The organism is Arthrobacter sp. Sr24 (assembly GCF_054511175.1).
Genome location: NZ_JBTNDB010000001.1, coordinates 145,347 through 161,758, shown reverse-complemented (window position 1 = coordinate 161,758; position 16,412 = coordinate 145,347). Strand labels below are relative to the sequence as shown.

General features: G+C 60.1%; 13 protein-coding genes. 9 read left to right on the top strand and 4 right to left on the bottom strand.

From position 1 onward, the window contains the following. The first annotated feature begins 161 nt into the window (after nt 1-161). Nucleotides 162-1,448, top strand: coding sequence for an aspartate kinase (locus tag ACX80D_RS00840; protein ID WP_459320637.1), 1,287 nt, complete (start codon nt 162-164; stop codon nt 1,446-1,448). Between the two features lie 120 nt (nt 1,449-1,568). Here the strand turns inward: ACX80D_RS00840 and ACX80D_RS00835 are convergent, their stop codons facing one another. Continuing rightward, nucleotides 1,569-1,793, bottom strand: coding sequence for a hypothetical protein (locus tag ACX80D_RS00835; protein WP_459320636.1), 225 nt, complete (start codon nt 1,791-1,793; stop codon nt 1,569-1,571). A 98-nt stretch (nt 1,794-1,891) separates the two neighbouring features. After that, a complete protein-coding gene (locus tag ACX80D_RS00830) occupies nt 1,892-2,116 on the bottom strand; it encodes a hypothetical protein (RefSeq protein ID WP_459320635.1) in 225 nt (74 codons plus the stop codon). A 157-nt stretch (nt 2,117-2,273) separates the two neighbouring features. Here ACX80D_RS00830 and ACX80D_RS00825 point away from each other — a divergent pair, with 157 nt between their 5' ends. Together ACX80D_RS00825 and ACX80D_RS00820 are read left to right on the top strand one after the other, a co-directional pair. Further along, nucleotides 2,274-2,864: a MarR family winged helix-turn-helix transcriptional regulator gene (locus ACX80D_RS00825; RefSeq protein WP_459320634.1), complete on the top strand. Its 591-nt coding sequence runs from the start codon at nt 2,274-2,276 to the stop codon at nt 2,862-2,864. A 4-nt stretch (nt 2,865-2,868) separates the two neighbouring features. After that, entirely contained in the window at nt 2,869-3,780 is a 912-nt protein-coding gene (locus ACX80D_RS00820) for a 3-methyladenine DNA glycosylase (RefSeq protein ID WP_459320633.1), read from the top strand. A 16-nt stretch (nt 3,781-3,796) separates the two neighbouring features. Here ACX80D_RS00820 and ACX80D_RS00815 read toward each other — a convergent pair whose 3' ends face one another. Beyond that, nucleotides 3,797-4,777 (bottom strand): GDSL-type esterase/lipase family protein, encoded by a 981-nt coding sequence (locus ACX80D_RS00815; protein WP_459320632.1) that lies wholly within the window; start codon nt 4,775-4,777, stop codon nt 3,797-3,799. Between the two features lie 136 nt (nt 4,778-4,913). Then, entirely contained in the window at nt 4,914-7,595 is a 2,682-nt protein-coding gene (locus ACX80D_RS00810; RefSeq protein ID WP_459320631.1) for an exo-alpha-sialidase, read from the bottom strand. A 1,694-nt stretch (nt 7,596-9,289) separates the two neighbouring features. Here ACX80D_RS00810 and purS point away from each other — a divergent pair. The 6 genes from purS (at nt 9,290) to ACX80D_RS00780 (ending at nt 16,338) form a co-directional block, all read left to right on the top strand. Then, nucleotides 9,290-9,541 carry a phosphoribosylformylglycinamidine synthase subunit PurS gene (gene purS / locus ACX80D_RS00805; protein WP_038465086.1) on the top strand — a complete coding sequence of 84 codons (252 nt, stop codon included), beginning with the start codon at nt 9,290-9,292 and terminating at the stop codon, nt 9,539-9,541. Between the two features lie 2 nt (nt 9,542-9,543). After that, the gene (gene purQ / locus ACX80D_RS00800) at nt 9,544-10,296 is read left to right on the top strand and encodes a phosphoribosylformylglycinamidine synthase subunit PurQ (RefSeq protein ID WP_459320630.1); all 753 of its coding nucleotides are present in this window, start codon (nt 9,544-9,546) and stop codon (nt 10,294-10,296) included. Then, the gene (purL, locus tag ACX80D_RS00795) at nt 10,297-12,627 is read left to right on the top strand and encodes a phosphoribosylformylglycinamidine synthase subunit PurL (RefSeq protein WP_459320629.1); all 2,331 of its coding nucleotides are present in this window, start codon (nt 10,297-10,299) and stop codon (nt 12,625-12,627) included. Between the two features lie 166 nt (nt 12,628-12,793). After that, on the top strand, nt 12,794-12,925 hold the full coding sequence (locus tag ACX80D_RS00790; RefSeq protein ID WP_459320628.1) for a hypothetical protein: 132 nt from the start codon (nt 12,794-12,796) through the stop codon (nt 12,923-12,925). A 321-nt stretch (nt 12,926-13,246) separates the two neighbouring features. Then, the gene (locus tag ACX80D_RS00785) at nt 13,247-15,526 is read left to right on the top strand and encodes an RHS repeat domain-containing protein (protein WP_459320627.1); all 2,280 of its coding nucleotides are present in this window, start codon (nt 13,247-13,249) and stop codon (nt 15,524-15,526) included. Nucleotides 15,527-15,579: 53 nt separating this feature from the next. Continuing rightward, entirely contained in the window at nt 15,580-16,338 is a 759-nt protein-coding gene (locus tag ACX80D_RS00780) for an RHS repeat-associated core domain-containing protein (RefSeq protein WP_459320626.1), read from the top strand. Nucleotides 16,339-16,412 lie beyond the last annotated feature (74 nt).

Below are 16,412 nucleotides of genomic sequence, written 5' to 3'. Positions count from 1 at the left end.
ACACTAATTCCACGTTGGTACCCCTCCACGCTAAACTTGGATCAACTGCCTTCCGCGCTGATGATGCCGCACTGGCCCAGCGCGCGGCGCGGCCCGGCGTGTGCGGCAGTAATTTTCTTCTCTCCTAGTGTTGCGTTAGGTAAGTCAATGAGTGTGCATCCATGAGTCTGATTGTTCAAAAGTACGGCGGTTCCTCCGTATCCGACGCCGCAGGCATTCTCCGTGTAGCCCGCAGGATTGTCAGCACCCAGGCAGCCGGCCATGAGGTCGTCGTCGTTGTTTCAGCCATGGGTGACACCACCGATGAGCTGCTCGATTTGGCGGCACAGGTCTCCGAGCATCCTCCGGCACGCGAGCTGGACATGCTGATGACCGCCGGTGAGCGAATTTCCATGGCACTGCTGGCCATGGGGATCAGCGCCCAAGGTGGTGTTGCCCAGTCATTCACAGGCAGCCAGGCCGGCATGATTACCGACGGCATCCACGGCAAGGCACGCATCATCGATGTTGACCCGCACCGTGTGCGCACCGCGTTGGATAAGGGCAAGATCGCTATTGTTGCCGGCTTCCAGGGCATGAGCCGCCAGACCCAGGAGATCACCACCATGGGACGCGGTGGATCCGACACTACCGCCGTGGCACTGGCTGCCGCGCTAAACGCAGACGTTTGTGAAATTTACACCGACGTCGACGGTATTTACACCGCGGATCCGCGCGTAGTCCCCAGCGCCCAGAAAATAGACAAGATCTCCAGCGAAGAAATGCTGGAAATGGCAGCCTCGGGTGCCAAGATCTTGCACCTGCGCTGCGTGGAATACGCCCGGCGTTTTGGACTGCCCATTCACGTGCGGTCATCCTTTAGCGACAATGAGGGAACCTGGGTTCTGCCCAGCCCCGATGACAAAATCAAAATCTCAGAGGGAGTTGCCTTGGAGCAGCCAATCATCTCCGGCGTGGCACACGACCGGTCCGAAGGTAAAGTCACTGTTGTTGGCGTGCCGGATATCCCCGGTAAGGCTGCCATGATTTTCGGCATCATCGCTGGCGCGCACACCAACATCGACATGATCGTCCAGAACATCTCCACCCACGGTTCGGGCAAGACGGACATTTCCTTCACACTGCCCATGATCGAGGGCGAAGAAGCACTGGCTGCCCTTCGCGCACGCCAAGAAGACGTTGGCTTCGAGGACCTGATCTACGATGACAAGATCGGCAAGCTGTCCCTCATTGGTGCCGGCATGCGCTCCAACCCTGGAGTTTCCTACAAGTTCTTCCAAGCCCTGTCCGACGCCGGCGTGAACATTGATTTGATCTCCACCTCAGAGATCCGCATCTCCGTCGTGACCCGCGCGGATCTCTTGGATGTAGCTGTTCGCGCAGTACATCGGGCCTTCGGTCTGGACACGGACGCCGAAGCAACCGTTTACGGCGGCACCGGCCGCTAAGCCCCACCCTCAAGCCCATCGACCCGTCACATAATGCCGCTTAGTTTGAGATTACGCGGCATTATGTGACGGGTCGATGGGCTTAACTACTCGATGGGCTTAATTACTCCGCGCGTCTAATTAGTCGACCGGCTCTTCATCCTTGCGGACTGCGTAATGGTGGCCTTCTGAATCTGTCCGCTCTTCGAAATGGGACAGCTGCTCTTCGCTGCTGTCTTCGAATGCGTCATGGCGATGCACCACAGGGGAATCCATATCGCCCTGATCGGCAGGACCAAAAACCTTCTGGAACTTCTCAGTGGCGTGCATTAATTTGTTCACGAACTTTTCACCGCTCGTCATCATCAACACCCCCTCTCCACAGGAGAACCTTGCGTGAATGATCTTCCCCATTTTACGCCGGAAGTCCCCCGAAGGCACGGGATGTTTTGTGGAGCTGCGCGTTAGCGAAGCGACTGATCCTTCGGGTCTTTGGGTACCAGATACGTGCTGCCATCAGCCCGTTTGACGGTCTCAAAAGCCTGACTAGCAGCCTGTTGACGCTCCAACAGCGCTTTGTTTTCCGAGGTCATCTCATGATCCAACGGGCTGCTACTAGCGGGACCCAAAACGTAGCGCAAATATCCGGTGAAGCGCATGAATCGGTGAACAAAAGGCATCTTGGACATGGCTGGCGTTCCTTCCGGCAAGACTGGAGGCATGGGCTGAAAGTATGGACTTCGCCCCCGTGATAGTGACGATAACATCCATAGTACAGTGATAGTTAGTACACTAACTAATTAGCGCAGGGGTCTGCGTGCGAATCAACACAAAGGGAGCAATTCAATGACTGCCGCTGAGAACGATCTGTTACTGGAGCGCCAATTGTGCTTTGGTCTCAGCGTGGCTGCACGGAGCGTCATTTCCGCCTACAAACCCGTCTTGGCCGATCTTCACCTGACCCATCCGCAGTACCTGGTGATGCTGGCCTTATGGGAAGAATCCCCTCGCCGGGTCAAGGATATTGGCAGCGCGCTCCTCCTGGAATCGGCCACGCTCTCCCCCCTGCTCAAACGGCTTGAAGCCCTCGGCTACATCACCCGCACCAAGAACAGCGCCGATGAGCGCGCTCTGGCGATCGATCTCACCCCCACCGGCGCCGCCCTGCGCGAGCAGGCGCTGAAGGTGCCCGGAACCATGATGGCCCGGCTCGGCTTGGACCGGGAGGGGGCCATGGCCTTGCACCGCTCCATGATGACCCTGATTGACGCTGCCACTCATGTAGCTGACATTCACCCGGAGGGCCTTCCCACGGAGAACCTTCCCACGGACGACGGCGTGAGCTCACCCACCGCCGCCGCCGCACCTTCCGCCGTGGTAGCTTCGGCGGTCACGACTTCTGCGGTCATGATTTCTGCGGGCATGGCGGATAATTGAGCGTATGACCTCTGCCCCACTGTTCCTCACCGAGGATGCTTGGCAAGGCCGCGCCACCGCGCACCGGGACCGCGTCGAGAAATATGCCGCCCCCTATTTGGCCCGGCGATCAGCGGGCCAAAAGCATCCCGTGGAGGACTTCCTCTTCACGTACTACACGCAAAAGCCGGGCCAACTGGCCCGTTGGCACCCGGGACCGGGCGTGATCCTGACGGGCGCTGCGGCAAGCGAGCGCTTGGGCTGGAAGTTCTACCGGGCAGCGACTCCCGCCGAGCTCGCGGCTAGCGGCGCACCTGAGGCATCCTCCGGCGTCGTGCTTGATCTGGAAGACTTCCATTTCAAGCGCAAGGAGGCCGTGGATTTTGCGCGGATCATCCTAGGCCGAACAGCAGCTAGGCCTGCGCAATTTGGTTGTTTTGGGCTGCACGAATGGGCCATGGTGTACCAGCAGGAGGCCAATGCTGTGCGTCATGAGTATCTGGAATTGCGGCTGGGCTCGCGGGGCACGGATCAGGTGGTTCAGGAGAACAAGATTCGCTGCACACATTTTGATGCGTACCGTTTCTATACTCCACAGGCGTCAGGTCTCAATGAGCTGGCGCCCACGCGGGAGAATCAGCGCGATCTGGAACAGCCAGGCTGCCTGCACGCCAATATGGACCTTTATAAGTGGGCGTACAAGCTTTCTCCTGCGCTGCCCAGCGAGCTGGTGATGGACACCTTTGAGCTATCGTGGCGGATCCGGGCCATGGACATGCAGGCGTCGCCGTACGATCTGGCCGAGTGGGGCTACCCGCCCATTCCCATCGAGACGGCTACCGGCAAGTCAGATTATGTGGCGCATCAGCGAGCGTTCAGCGCGGAATCGGCCGTGCTGCGCGATCGGCTCCGGGTCGCCGTGGACGCACTGCCCTAGCACTCTGCCCTAATACTCAGGGCAGGAACGCCGCCAGCGCAGGAGCCAGCCGTTGTGCCATGAGCGCATAGCCAGCGGTGTCGGGGTGCAAGGTGTCCGGAAGACGGTCAAATGCTTCTTGTTCCATGAGCACAGCGGCTCCGTCGATCAAGTGCAGATTGGCGTCTCCTTGGGCCTGCATGACGGCAACGGTCTGCTCCACAGCCTTGCGATAATCGGCAAGGGTCCAATCCACCGCATTGAGCTTGTTCTCGCGTGGCAACGACAGGACCGGGCTGAGAATAACAATGGGCACGTCCGGGTGTGCGGCCCGAACCGTTTTGATGAAACCTTGGAGTGCCGGGCCAAAGCTGCGCTCGTTAAAGACCGAGGCGTTGTAGCTGTTGATGCCCACGCATATCGAAATGATGTCCGCAGGTGTTTGGGCAATGGTACTGGCGGCGATGGGATCCAGCTGACACTCCCCCGCCATACCTAGATTAGTCAGACGCCAACCATTGTTCGCTGCAACCAGAGCCGGCCACGTTTGAGTGGGGCCATCCGCCTGCTGGCAGTGCGTGATGGAGCTGCCGTAGGTGATCCAGCGCGGGCCTACCTCGGCAACGGAGGTGACGGATCCGCCGTCGAGCGCTGCCTCAGTGAGTGCAAAGTCGCCAAAATGCGGTAGCCACAGTTCCACCAACGCGTTCGGCGGCACATTGTCCAGGACAACTTCGTGGCGGTGCTGACCCGTGGCCGGGAGCCGGTGGGTGCGCTGGCCGTTGACCAACACGTCGTAGGGAGCGCAATCTTCAGCTCCCGTGCCGGCCAGCGTGAGCGTGCCGCCACTGGTGCGCCAGCCCGCACGTACTCCGGCAGCCATGGCAGCGCGGTTGGCTAGGCCATCAGTAAACGGCGGCAGGTAACCAGCCGGATCCAGCCGTATAAAGCGCTGATTACCGTCCGCATCGCGCAAAATCGTGAACATTCCGGACCACTGTGCCGCCACTAAAACCATGGTTGAATCCTATCGGTTCTAAAAAAGTTTCATTGAGCCCGCTGGGTAGTTAACGGGGCGGGGGCCGCAGCCAGAAAGTCTGACTGCGGCCCCTCCACTGCCCCTTCCCAAATAGTGGGTTAGGGCAGGAAACTAGCTACTTGGCGGGTGTCACGTGGAATGTACCGAAGGAGCGGAACTGGCCGTCCTGATCCGAGACAACCAGTGCATCCTTGCCATTCTTGGTTCCTTCCGGAACAGTGAACGTCACCGCTCCATTGGCGTCGGCCAGGAACCAGCCAATGCGCGCACCGTGCTGATTCAGGTGCAGGTAGGCCCATTCGTTGGCCGCCAGATTGTGCAGGGTGACGGTGGCACCAACGCTGATTTTTCCAGCCTCTAGACCAAGATCAACAGGTGGCTGACCCTTGAGCTTCATCCGCTCGAGCTCTGGTTCGAAGCCAGGTTCTGCGGGCAGAACCGGCAGTTCCACGGCATCCACTGCAACGTCCGCGGAGGCATCCTTGGCGCCGTTGGCACCGGCAATCACAACGGAACGCTCCGCCACGGCCCCTACGGCAATTTCCGGCGTCGTCAGTTCACGGGTTTCGGTGAAGCTGACGGACTCGCCAATGGCGAGATCGCCGTGGGTAGTGCCGAGGCCAGCAACGCCGGTCAAGGGAACATTGCCCGAGTTGGTGACGGAGACAGCGGTCGTGACGGTGTCACCGGCGCTGGCGAGGCCATCGCCGTCGACGTCGTTCCAGACTGCCGAGGAGGTGCTGGCCAGCTCCGGGTTGCGCTTGATGAGGTCAACTTCATCGCCGGTGATGGTGTAATCCTTCGTGCCGGCGCCAGCTCCGGTGACCTGCCATGTTGTCAGGGGCACAAAGTATCCCTGCTCCAGTTCTTCCGCACTGACAGTGTGCTTGGGAGATGCGCAGGTGTATCCGCTGCTGACAGGCAGAACCAGGTAACGGCAGTTGCCTGGCCCATCAGTGGGGATGAACGGCTTGAAGTTGCCCGACTGCGGAACGGCTGCTGCATTGACGTTGCTGAGGCTGTCGACGCGGAACTGGTACGGGACGGTAGAGCCCACGGTGTACGGGTTCGCGGCCAGGTCACGTGCAGTGTCCGTTGCAGATCCGGTGATCTCCAAGCCCACAATGTTCTCGGTGGCGCCACCTGTAATGGTGGTGGGGACGATCGCCTGAGCCTGGGTACCGTTGGCACTGACGGTAGCAAAGAGGTTGACGGTTCCAGCCTTCAAGTAATCGGGGATTGTCACCGGCACGGCGACTGTTGCGCTTTCCCCGGGCGCCACCGCGGGAATCGCTACGGTACCGAATTTCCAACCAACCATGGCTGTAAGTGAGGCCGTGGCTCCGGTCAGCGAGTCATCGCCGTTGTTGTTTACGGTGATCATTGCTTCAACCGTTGCGCCGTTGGCGCCGGTCAGCGGCTGTGCCGTGACGCTCAAGTCACAGTTCACGCCAAGCCATGCTGCGTTGAACTTGGCGAAGTGGATGTTGTTGCTGTTGCCCTCATACAGGATGCCAAAGTTGCCGTCGCTGAGCGCGGTCATCGTGGAGTAAGCCATGGCTCCGGCTTTGAACTGCTTGCCTGCGCTCCAGGTCTTGCCGTCGTCACAGGAGTAGCGGACGGTGCCATTAGTGCGGCCCGCCGCGGAGTTGGCGTTGGAAAACAAGAGAATTTTGGCATCGGCGGAATCTTTGACTGCTTCCGGATACATGCGGGTAATGGAGGCGTTGTTCGTGGGGTCAACCAGGTTGGTGTCGTAGCTGACCGGGCCCCATGTCTGACCACCGTCCTTGGAGATGGCCACCTTGCGGCCCTTCCCATTAGCGTTGTCGCGGGAGTTCAGCATGACGTCACCGTTAGAAAGTTCCACGGACTTATTCTCATCCATGCCCGTGCCGACGTCGCCGCCCTTGACCCAGGTTTTGCCGTGGTCATCGGAGTAGACGCTGTACGCCTGGATCACTTCTTTGCCAGCGGTGTTCAGGACGCGTCCTGCGAACTGCTGAATCAGACGGCCCTTGTAGGCCCCATATTTGAGCTGAATGCCCTCGCCGGAGGAAGCGAACATGCCAACAACTCCACCAACGTTGTTGACGCCGTTGACCGTGGCCCCAACTGGCTTGACCACGTCAGTGACCAGCGGTCCATCAAACGCTGCATACTTGCTGCCGGGAGCGTAGTTCTGCGGAACGGGGAGTGTGGGGATGTTGGCGGGGTCAGTTGACCACGTCAACCCGCGGTCAGTGGACACCGAGACTTCGGTCCCGGTGACATTTCGCACCGAATCGTCGGTTCCCAAGATACTGCCCCAGAACCCTTGATCCTTGGAGTAGACATGGAAGTTGAAGACGACGTCACTCTCGGCGTCGTAGATGTAGCTCGGATCGCTAAAGCCGAATTGCGCTTTGCCACCGGCCCCAATTTGGCCCCGGGCAATGAAGGTCGGAGCGCCCCAGGTTTTGCCGCCATCGACGCTCCTACGCTGAATGATGGAGTTGGGAGCCGGCGAATCCCCGCCGTTGGGCCGGCCGTCGTAGGAGGCTAGGATGACCCCGCCACCCAAGTCAACGAGGGCCGGGATGCGGTACGACGGGGCCAGGCTGGCATCCAGAGCGTTATCACCTTGTACAGCGAGCGCCTGGTCAGCGAAAGCGGGAGCCGCCGCGCCGGCTGCCGGGGTTGCATCTTGGGCATATGCCGGTCCCATCAGAGTGGTTAGCAGCCCTGCTGCCAAAACTCCTGAGGTAACTGTGAGGTATCTGCGTTTGGTGCGAGGCAGTGTGTCCGTGGACTTCATTGTTTCCTTTCAAACGGCCTTCGTGAGGGAAAAGCTGTGTACGGTGCCCCATCCCACAACTTGTAGGAATTAGGATGTGGGACAACCAACAACGACACTAGCGTGTCCCATGTCACATTTATTAAGGATCTTTGTATGTTACGGCGCGCTTTCGGCGCGCTGGGCTTCGGCCCAATCCTAGGAATCCGACTCTTTAAGGACCGCTTCTCACCCCTTTTGAGCGGGAAATCCATGCGGATTGGACCGGTGAACTGCAGCACGAACGCCCGAAGGGCGTTACTGACGGGCGCCGCGGGCTCGCACTGAATGGTAACCAGGGCGCCGAGCAGCAAGATCATGTCGCCCGCGATACCCAAGACCAAAGCACTGAAGACCAAACCCAGTGATGGCCAGATCCCCAGCCTCATCCCCTGCGGTTACAGTCGACGCGGACTCAGTAGGCACAGCAGAGGCAGTGGGCTCAGCAGAGGCAGTCGACGCGGACTCAGTAGGCACAGCAGAGGCAGTGGCCACAGCAGAACTGCTGGTACCAACACTCTCTAACGCGGCGCTAGCTTCAGCAACCTCACCATCGATACCTGTTCCAGAGATCACCCCGGTGTGCGCACCGTCAACCACTGCGCACCGTCAACCACTACGGCAGAAACCTTCGCAGTCAGAGCCACAGCGCCATCCGTCGCAACAACCGCCCTTCCCAGAACCGGTACTAGGGCCAGCGCATATATACTGCACCGGTCGCGTCCTAGGAAACAGGCTCCCTACCGTTCTTTGCAGCTGCAGCAGCTGCAGCAACCGCAGGTCCGGCAACATTTTTGGCCGAAATGTCCGCTGCTGTGACGGCGTGCTTGTTGGTCTTAGGCATAGATAATCAACTGGATGGCGTCACTGAGCCAAATCCTGATTTCCTCCAAATGCTGGCCACAGCAGCAGTTGTTGGCGCTGCCCTGCACTGCTGGCGCTGGGGGCAAGAAATCAATCTAAAAGCTCCCGTTTTGCGCTCCAATCAGGATTCACGTTTGCAACCTTGGTTCAAATCACTGTGAGCTCAGTCTTCCTAGGGCGAGAGGGGCATGGGCCTGTCTCGACGAGCCCAACCTTGTTGGGCCGAAGGATGGATCACAGAGGGAGGAATGAACCCGGCAATCCTTCTTACTGATCCTTATCTGCTATCTCCTCATATCTCAACGTTCTGCGGCGGACGCAGCGCAGATTCCGAGGAGTGACTTGGGAATTGCCACAAATTGACCGGCCTGCTCACTCTCGAGGTTGAGGGTGAGTTAGATGCGGCGGCAAGATTCCCAATTTTGCGGGGATCTTCATGCCCTGGCACGCCCAGAATAGGCCACTGCTTAGAGGTGAAATTCTGCAGGAGAGATGGGTTCTAACGTCTAGCTCATGACAACCGCGTCACTGTTGCGTGGGTTAATCCGGCAAGCGACAGTGAAGCTCGTTCTATCGCTACGGCCAACAACGGGGCGCCGGTCCGTGCCTCCAGAAAAGGCATCAGCATATCCACAGCCGGCAAATGAGATGTGAGCCACTAGAATTCATGACTTGGCTAACACTGCGTAGAATAGGATGGCAAGCTCGCGGAGCGCTTCCCTTAGCGGTTTTCAGGTTCACACACCCTGACCCAAAGACAGCGTAAGACGGCACCTCCGCGGCACCCCTCTTAACCACCAGGAGTTCCTTCGATGCCTCGGATCGTTGTCGACGTCATGCTCAAGCCCGAAATTCTGGACCCGCAGGGGAAGGCCATCGTTGGCGCACTTCCCCGCTTGGGCTTCACCGCATTCTCCGCTGTCCGCCAGGGCAAGCGCTTTGAACTGACTGTGGATGGCGAGGTGACCGAGGAAATTTTGGCCCAGGCCCGTGAAGCAGCGGAAACCATGCTCTCCAACCCGGTCATCGAAGACGTTGTTAACGTTGAAGTTGTGGCGGACTAACCATGAGCGAAACCCCCTTGATTGGCGGGGCCACGCTGGCCCCTGTTGATTCCCGTCTGGCGGGAGCCCGCATTGGTGTTGTCACCTTCCCTGGCACCCTCGATGACCGCGACGCAAGCCGCGCCGTGCGCCTGTCCGGTGCCACCGCCGTGGACCTCTGGCATGCCGACACCGAACTGGCCGATGTTGACGCCGTCATCATCCCCGGCGGTTTCTCCTACGGCGACTACCTGCGCGCCGGCGCTATTTCTCGCTTTGCCCCGCTGATGACCAAGATTGTGGACGCCGCGAATTCGAGCGCTAAGCTGCCGGTTCTGGGTATTTGCAACGGCTTCCAGATCCTAACCGAGGCGCACCTTTTGCCCGGTTCCATGATCAAGAACGACCACCTGAAATTCCTGTGCCGTGATCAGGTGCTGCGCGTTGAGAACGCCAACACCGCCTGGACCAACGCCTACGCGGCCGGCCAGGACATCACGATCCCGCTGAAGAACCAGGACGGCCAGTACATCGCCGACGAGAAAACCCTTGACGCTCTCGAGGCTGAGGGCCGGGTGACTTTCCGTTACATGGGCTTCAACCCGAACGGCTCACGCCGCGACATTGCTGGTATCTCCAACGCTGCCGGAAACGTAGTTGGCCTCATGCCGCACCCCGAGCACGCTGTGGAGACCGGGTACGGCCCCGGCCACACCGGCACCGACGGGCTGGGCTTCTTCACCTCGGTTTTGAACACGCTTCTGGGAGACAAATAAATGAGCGAGATCTCTTCCGGCTCGATCACCGAGCCCACCAAGAAATTCAATATGGACACAGTAGAAAACGCTGCGCTCACCCCTGATGTTGAGCTGCCTTGGGCCGAACTTGGCCTGAAGCAAAACGAGTACGACGACGTCGTAAAGGTTCTGGGGCGCCGCCCCACTGCCGCTGAACTTGCCATGTACTCCGTCATGTGGAGCGAGCACTGCTCCTACAAGTCCTCCAAGAACCACCTACGCCAGTTCGGCGATAAGGTCACCGAGGAAATGAAGAAGGACATGCTGGTGGGCATCGGCGAGAACGCCGGCGTCACCAACTTGGGCGACGGCTGGGCCGTAACGTTCAAGATTGAATCCCACAACTCACCCTCCATGGTGGAGCCGTACCAGGGTGCCGCAACCGGCATTGGTGGCATTGTCCGCGACATCATCTCCATGGGCGCACGCCCTGTGGCTGTCATGGATCCGTTGCGCTTTGGTGCCATCGATCACCCGGATACCGCCCGCGTCATGCACGGTGCTGTTGCTGGTATTGGCGGTTACGGCAACTCGCTGGGCCTGCCAAACATTGGCGGCGAAATGGTCTTTGACTCGGTATATCAGGGCAACCCGCTGGTCAACGCCTTGGCTGTTGGTGTCATGCGCCACGAAGACATCCGCTTGGCCAACGCATCCGGTAAGGGCAACAAAGTTGTCCTGTTCGGTGCACGCACCGGCGGCGACGGAATTGGTGGCGCGTCCATCTTGTCCTCGGAGTCCTTCGATGACACCAAGCCCTCCAAGCGGCCCGCCGTTCAGGTGGGTGACCCCTTCGCAGAAAAGGTACTCATCGAGTGCTGCCTGGAGCTGTTCAAGGGTTCCCTCGTTGAAGGTATCCAGGACCTTGGCGCTGCAGGAATCTCCTGCGCCACCAGCGAGCTGGCTTCCAACGGCGACGGCGGCATGGAAGTTGAGCTGACCTCCGTGCTGCTCCGCGATCCGTCCCTGACGCCGGGTGAAATCCTGATGTCTGAATCCCAAGAACGCATGATGGCCGTGGTCTCCCCCGAGAACGTCGCCGCATTTGAAGCGGTCATGGATAAGTGGGCCGTGGAATACTCATGGCTCGGCGAGGTCACCGACACCGGCCGCCTGATCATCAAGTGGGACGGCGAAGTTATAGTCGACGTCGATCCCCGCACCGTGGCCCACGACGGACCGGTTTACGACCGTCCGTTCGCCCGCCCCGAGTGGCAAGATGCACTGCAGGCCGATACTTTCAACGCCTCAGAGGCCAACGCCAACCGCCCGGCCACCGCCGATGAACTCAAGGCCGCCGTGCTGGAGCTCATCGCATCGCCGAACATGTGCTCGAAGGACTGGATCACCAACCAGTACGACCGCTATGTTGGCGGAAACACTGCCCAGGCGTTCCCTGATGACGCTGGTGTGATCCGTGTTGACGAGGAAACCGGACTAGGGGTTGCCTTGGCCACGGACGCCAACGGACGCTACACGTTCCTGGATCCCTACCATGGTGCGCAGCTGGCCCTGGCCGAGGCGTACCGCAACGTAGCCACCACCGGCGCCATCCCCATGGCCGTTTCCGACTGCTTGAACTTCGGCTCCCCTGAGGATCCGGATGTCATGTGGCAGCTAGCCGAATCCATCCGCGGCCTGTCCGACGCCTGCATGGTGTTGGGCATCCCGGTTACCGGCGGCAACGTTTCGCTCTACAATCAGACGGGCGCCACCCCCATCCACCCCACCCCCGTGGTTGCTGTTTTGGGTAAGTTCGACGACGTTGCTCGCCGTACGCCGTCAGGCTGGGCTGAGGATGGCCAAGCCATCTATCTCCTGGGTACCACCGCTGATGACTTGGATGGTTCCGAATGGGCTAACCTGCGCGGCCACTTGGGTGGTTTGCCGCCCACTGTGAATCTGGAGCGCGAGCGCGAATTGGGCGAAATCCTGATCAACGCCTCACGCGACGGCATGATCGACTCCGCACACGACCTCTCCGAAGGTGGCCTCGCGGCTGCTCTCGTTGAGTCAGCGTTGCGCTTCAACACAGGTGCCCGCGTGGCGCTGGATGAAGTTGCAGCTCGCGACGGCGTAGACACCTTTACACTGCTGTTCTCCGAAACACAGGCACGCGCCATCGTGGCCGTTCCCCGTAGCGAAGAAGTCCGCTTCAACGACATGTGCACGGCACGCCGTTTCCCGGTTGCCCGCATTGGTGTGGTTGACGCAGCAGGTGCCGCCTTGGATATCCAGGGTCTGTTCACGGCTCCGTTGGATGAACTTCGCGAAGCGCATGAGGGAACCTTGCCGAAGTACTTCGGCTAGTCCCCACCTCCACCCAAAGGGCGCGTGGCCCTTACATAAAACCCCCGGCCGACTCTTCACGGAGCCTGCCGGGGTTTTTGTTTTTGGAGCAGTACTTTCAGCGGCAGGATCGTTTCCCGTCCCTGACGGTTAAGCTCGCTGATCTTCCTATGTGGTGCCGCGGACAGTGCCGGTATTGCTGTCACTGTTCATGGCGGGGAATCCCGTCGTGGTTGAAATCTACGTGGTCGGTTCAGCTCTGGAACTCGGCGTAGACACAACGGCAGACACCGAGATATCTATCGGGACAGCGACCTGAAAGATCCACCTATTCACGACCGCGCTAATGGCGCCGGTGGTACAGTCCGTGTACGAACGCATGAAACGATGACGTTCATCGCGGGTCCATATTCTGGGTGGCCCACAACTGCTAGATTCAGTTCTTTTCAGCCCATCATGGAGGAAAAGGGACGGGGTCCTCGGTTTTGTTTTTGGACTGATTCGCGAGCCACTCTTGTTTTCCTTTCCTGGCGGGGGTAGACATAGCCCATTACTTCGCTTCGTTTTGGGGGACAACGATGTCTATGACAGCTCACATCACACCCGCCGGGCCATTGCTTCACCGACCCGGTGGGGGTTTGTGGGACGGACATCTTTGGTCGGGACATTGACGGCCGGGGTGGTGCTGGGCATGGGATTGGGAGCTGCTACCCCCTCGTTCGCCGCTCTTCCTCCCGGAGATGTCTCCACGGTGGGACTGTTGGGCTCCAGGCCGGGAGCGACCCGGTTGCCGATCCCGATTAGCGAAAACGTTAGCGCTTCCCTGGATGTTGGCACCGGAAACCTTCAGCTGGGCATTACTGCCTTGGCACTGCCCGGCATCAACGGTGATGTTGGACTCGGGATGAACTTCAACTCCCTCTCCGCCGATACCAGCCCCGGGCTGGTAGCCCCGCGCTGGACCCTGACTGCTGGTTCGGCAGGGTCCTTGTCCACCGCCCCGACAGGGATTTTGTTTACTTCCGGGGACGGATACTCGGCCCTGTTCACCCCGGTATCCGGGTCAACGACGGCGTACACCTCACCTGCCGGCGTGAAAGCCGATCTGGTCAAGACCGGGGCGACGGGCTGGACCCTGACGTCCCGGACGAGTGCGACCGTGTTGACATTCAATACGGACGGGCAGGCCACCCAGATCAAGGACCGCAACAGCAATGCCACCGCCCTGATCTGGGCCTCTGGCAAACTGACCAAGGTCGTCTCCACCCGCGGCGTCGCCGGGGCCCGAACCGCGAACCTGGCCTACAACTCCAACGGGTTGCTGGATGGGATTACTCAATCCTCGGGAACCTCCGCCCGGTCAGTGTCGTTCGCCCATGACACGTCCAAGAACCTGAGCGGGTTCACGGATCTCGCCGGTAAAAACACCACCTTCACCTACACCAGTGGACGGGTCGCGACGATCACCTCCCCCACCGGGGCTGTGACGACGCTGAGCTACGACAGTGCCGGCAAAGTCACCCAGATACAGAAAACCAATACCAGTGCTGGTTCCCCGGGGGATTCCATCACCCGGCTGACCTACCCCTCGAGCACGCAAACCCTGTTGGCGGGTCCGAACACCCATCAAGGAACAGCCGTTTCCCTCGTCCCGCACACCACCTACACCCTAGGTGCTGACAAGCGGGTCTCCGCAGTCACCGATGAAATGGGCCGGGCCCGCTCAAAAACCTACACTGCTGACGTCGATACCCTCACCGCTACCCGAGGCACCGGCACCACCGCCGGCACCACGACCACTAACACCTTCGGCGCCAACACGGGTCAGTCAATCACCGCCTCCCAGAGCTCCGGTGGTGCGACAGGGGCGGCCGAGTACGCGAACACGGCCGCGAACACCGCCTACCTAGCAACCTCATCCACCAACGATGCCGGCAGCAAATCACTGTTCACCTACAACGGCGCAGGGAACGCATTAACGTCCTCGGACGCCCTCGCCGCAACAGCAACACTGACATACAACACCGATGGGACAGTAGCCACCGCCCTGGCACCCGGGAACGGGACCAACAAAGCCGTCTACGGCTACGACGGCAACCATCAACTCAACGCCCTGACTCCGGTAACGGGTTCCTCCCTCGGTGCACGGGCCTTCACCTACGACCCCTGGGGACGAGTACTCACCGCGAGCAACGGCCGCGGCGTCACCCTCACCTACGGCTACGACGCAATGGGGCGAGTAACCTCCACGTCGTTCTCGGACAGCACCCCCACCGTCACCAACACGTACAACGACAGCGGCCAGGCCCTGACCCGGGTCGATGGGTCCGGGACCACGACCTACGGTTATGACCAGATGGGCCGGCTGATCTCCCGGACCAACACCGCAGGCGGTGGCACCATCAGCTACAGCTACGACCGGGCCTCGAACCTGGCCTCCACCACCGACAGCCGCGGCACCACCACCTACCAATTCGACGCCTCCGGCACCCCGGTCTCCCTGACCTACCAGCACCCAACCGACGGGCCCAAAACGTTGGCGTTCGCCACCGATGACCGCGGCCGACGCACCGATACCTGGATGCAGGCCAACCCGGCACTGACGACCTGGAAAGCACACACCCACACCGACTACGACACCACCGGGCGCGTCACCCGGGCCATCGCCAACTCCGGGAACGGCGACACCGACAACACCGTGGTGATGGACCAGTCCTACTGCTACTCGGCCGGCTCACCAAGGCCGCGACGACCGGGGGAACCACAGCCGCGATCACCTACAACTACAGCTATGATGCTCGCGGGAACCGGCTCACTGCCACCACGACTGGGGCTACGACCACCAGCCAAACGTTCACCGCGAACGCGGCCAATCACATCAGCTCCACCGGTTACAGCTACGACGGAACCGGGAACCTGACGGCGGACCCGAACGGTTCTTACGCCTACAACGGTGCCGATCAAATGACGACCGTGACCAAAAACGGGTCCAGCTACCAGTACAGTTACGCCGGAACCAGCCAAAACGAGGTCCTGTCTCAAACCACCGCAGACGGTACCTACCAGATCGCGTACGGTCGCACCGACGCTCAAGGCCTTCCCGTGATCGAGCAATACAAAAAGGGTACCCAGACCGCGTATGTCGAAAATGATCCGGTCACCGGCCAGCCGCTCATGCTACGCACTAGCTCCGGCATGGTGTCCCTGTACGTCTACGACGGCACCGGCAACCCAGCCGCGCTGCTCACCAGCGGCCCGAATACCGCCTTCGCCTATCAATATGACCCCTACGGTGTCCCCACCCTCACCGAAGACTCCGGCGGACTCGGCACCACCCAAAACCCCTACACCTTCAAAGCTGGCATCCAAGACCGCAACACCGGATGGGTCAAATACGGACAACGCTGGTACGCCCCCACCACCGGCCGTTGGAGTCAACAAGACGCCCTCCACACACCCCTGAACCCTGCCAACGCCAACGCCAACGCCAACCGCTACGCCTACGCCGCCAACGACCTCCGAAACCTTAGCGATCCACTGGGACAAGGCGTTGAGGAATGCGCGGTTGCCGGGCTCGCAGCAATATCACTCGGTTTAGTGGCGCTAGGCACATTAGCTACTGCACCGGCAACAGCGGGAGGAAGTCTTTTGATTGCCGGCGCCGTCGTTGGGAGCCTTGCGGGTGACGCTGCGATCCTTCTCAATTGCAATGATGAAAGCCTCGACAGCTAAAAAGGAAGACAATGAATATACAGAAATCAGGTCGGATCCTTTTGTTATTGGGGATGACACTCCTAACCGTTGTC

Excerpts from the sequence above, each read along its gene's own strand:
- ACX80D_RS00840 (WP_459320637.1), top strand. The coding sequence starts at position 162 with ATGAGTCTGATTGTTCAAAAGTACGGCGGTTCCTCCGTATCCGACGCC.
- ACX80D_RS00835 (WP_459320636.1), bottom strand. The coding sequence starts at position 1,793 with ATGATGACGAGCGGTGAAAAGTTCGTGAACAAATTAATGCACGCCACT.
- ACX80D_RS00830 (WP_459320635.1), bottom strand. The coding sequence starts at position 2,116 with ATGTCCAAGATGCCTTTTGTTCACCGATTCATGCGCTTCACCGGATAT.
- ACX80D_RS00825 (WP_459320634.1), top strand. The coding sequence starts at position 2,274 with ATGACTGCCGCTGAGAACGATCTGTTACTGGAGCGCCAATTGTGCTTT.
- ACX80D_RS00820 (WP_459320633.1), top strand. The coding sequence starts at position 2,869 with ATGACCTCTGCCCCACTGTTCCTCACCGAGGATGCTTGGCAAGGCCGC.
- ACX80D_RS00815 (WP_459320632.1), bottom strand. The coding sequence starts at position 4,777 with ATGGTTTTAGTGGCGGCACAGTGGTCCGGAATGTTCACGATTTTGCGC.
- ACX80D_RS00810 (WP_459320631.1), bottom strand. The coding sequence starts at position 7,595 with ATGAAGTCCACGGACACACTGCCTCGCACCAAACGCAGATACCTCACA.
- purS (WP_038465086.1), top strand. The coding sequence starts at position 9,290 with ATGCCTCGGATCGTTGTCGACGTCATGCTCAAGCCCGAAATTCTGGAC.
- purQ (WP_459320630.1), top strand. The coding sequence starts at position 9,544 with ATGAGCGAAACCCCCTTGATTGGCGGGGCCACGCTGGCCCCTGTTGAT.
- purL (WP_459320629.1), top strand. The coding sequence starts at position 10,297 with ATGAGCGAGATCTCTTCCGGCTCGATCACCGAGCCCACCAAGAAATTC.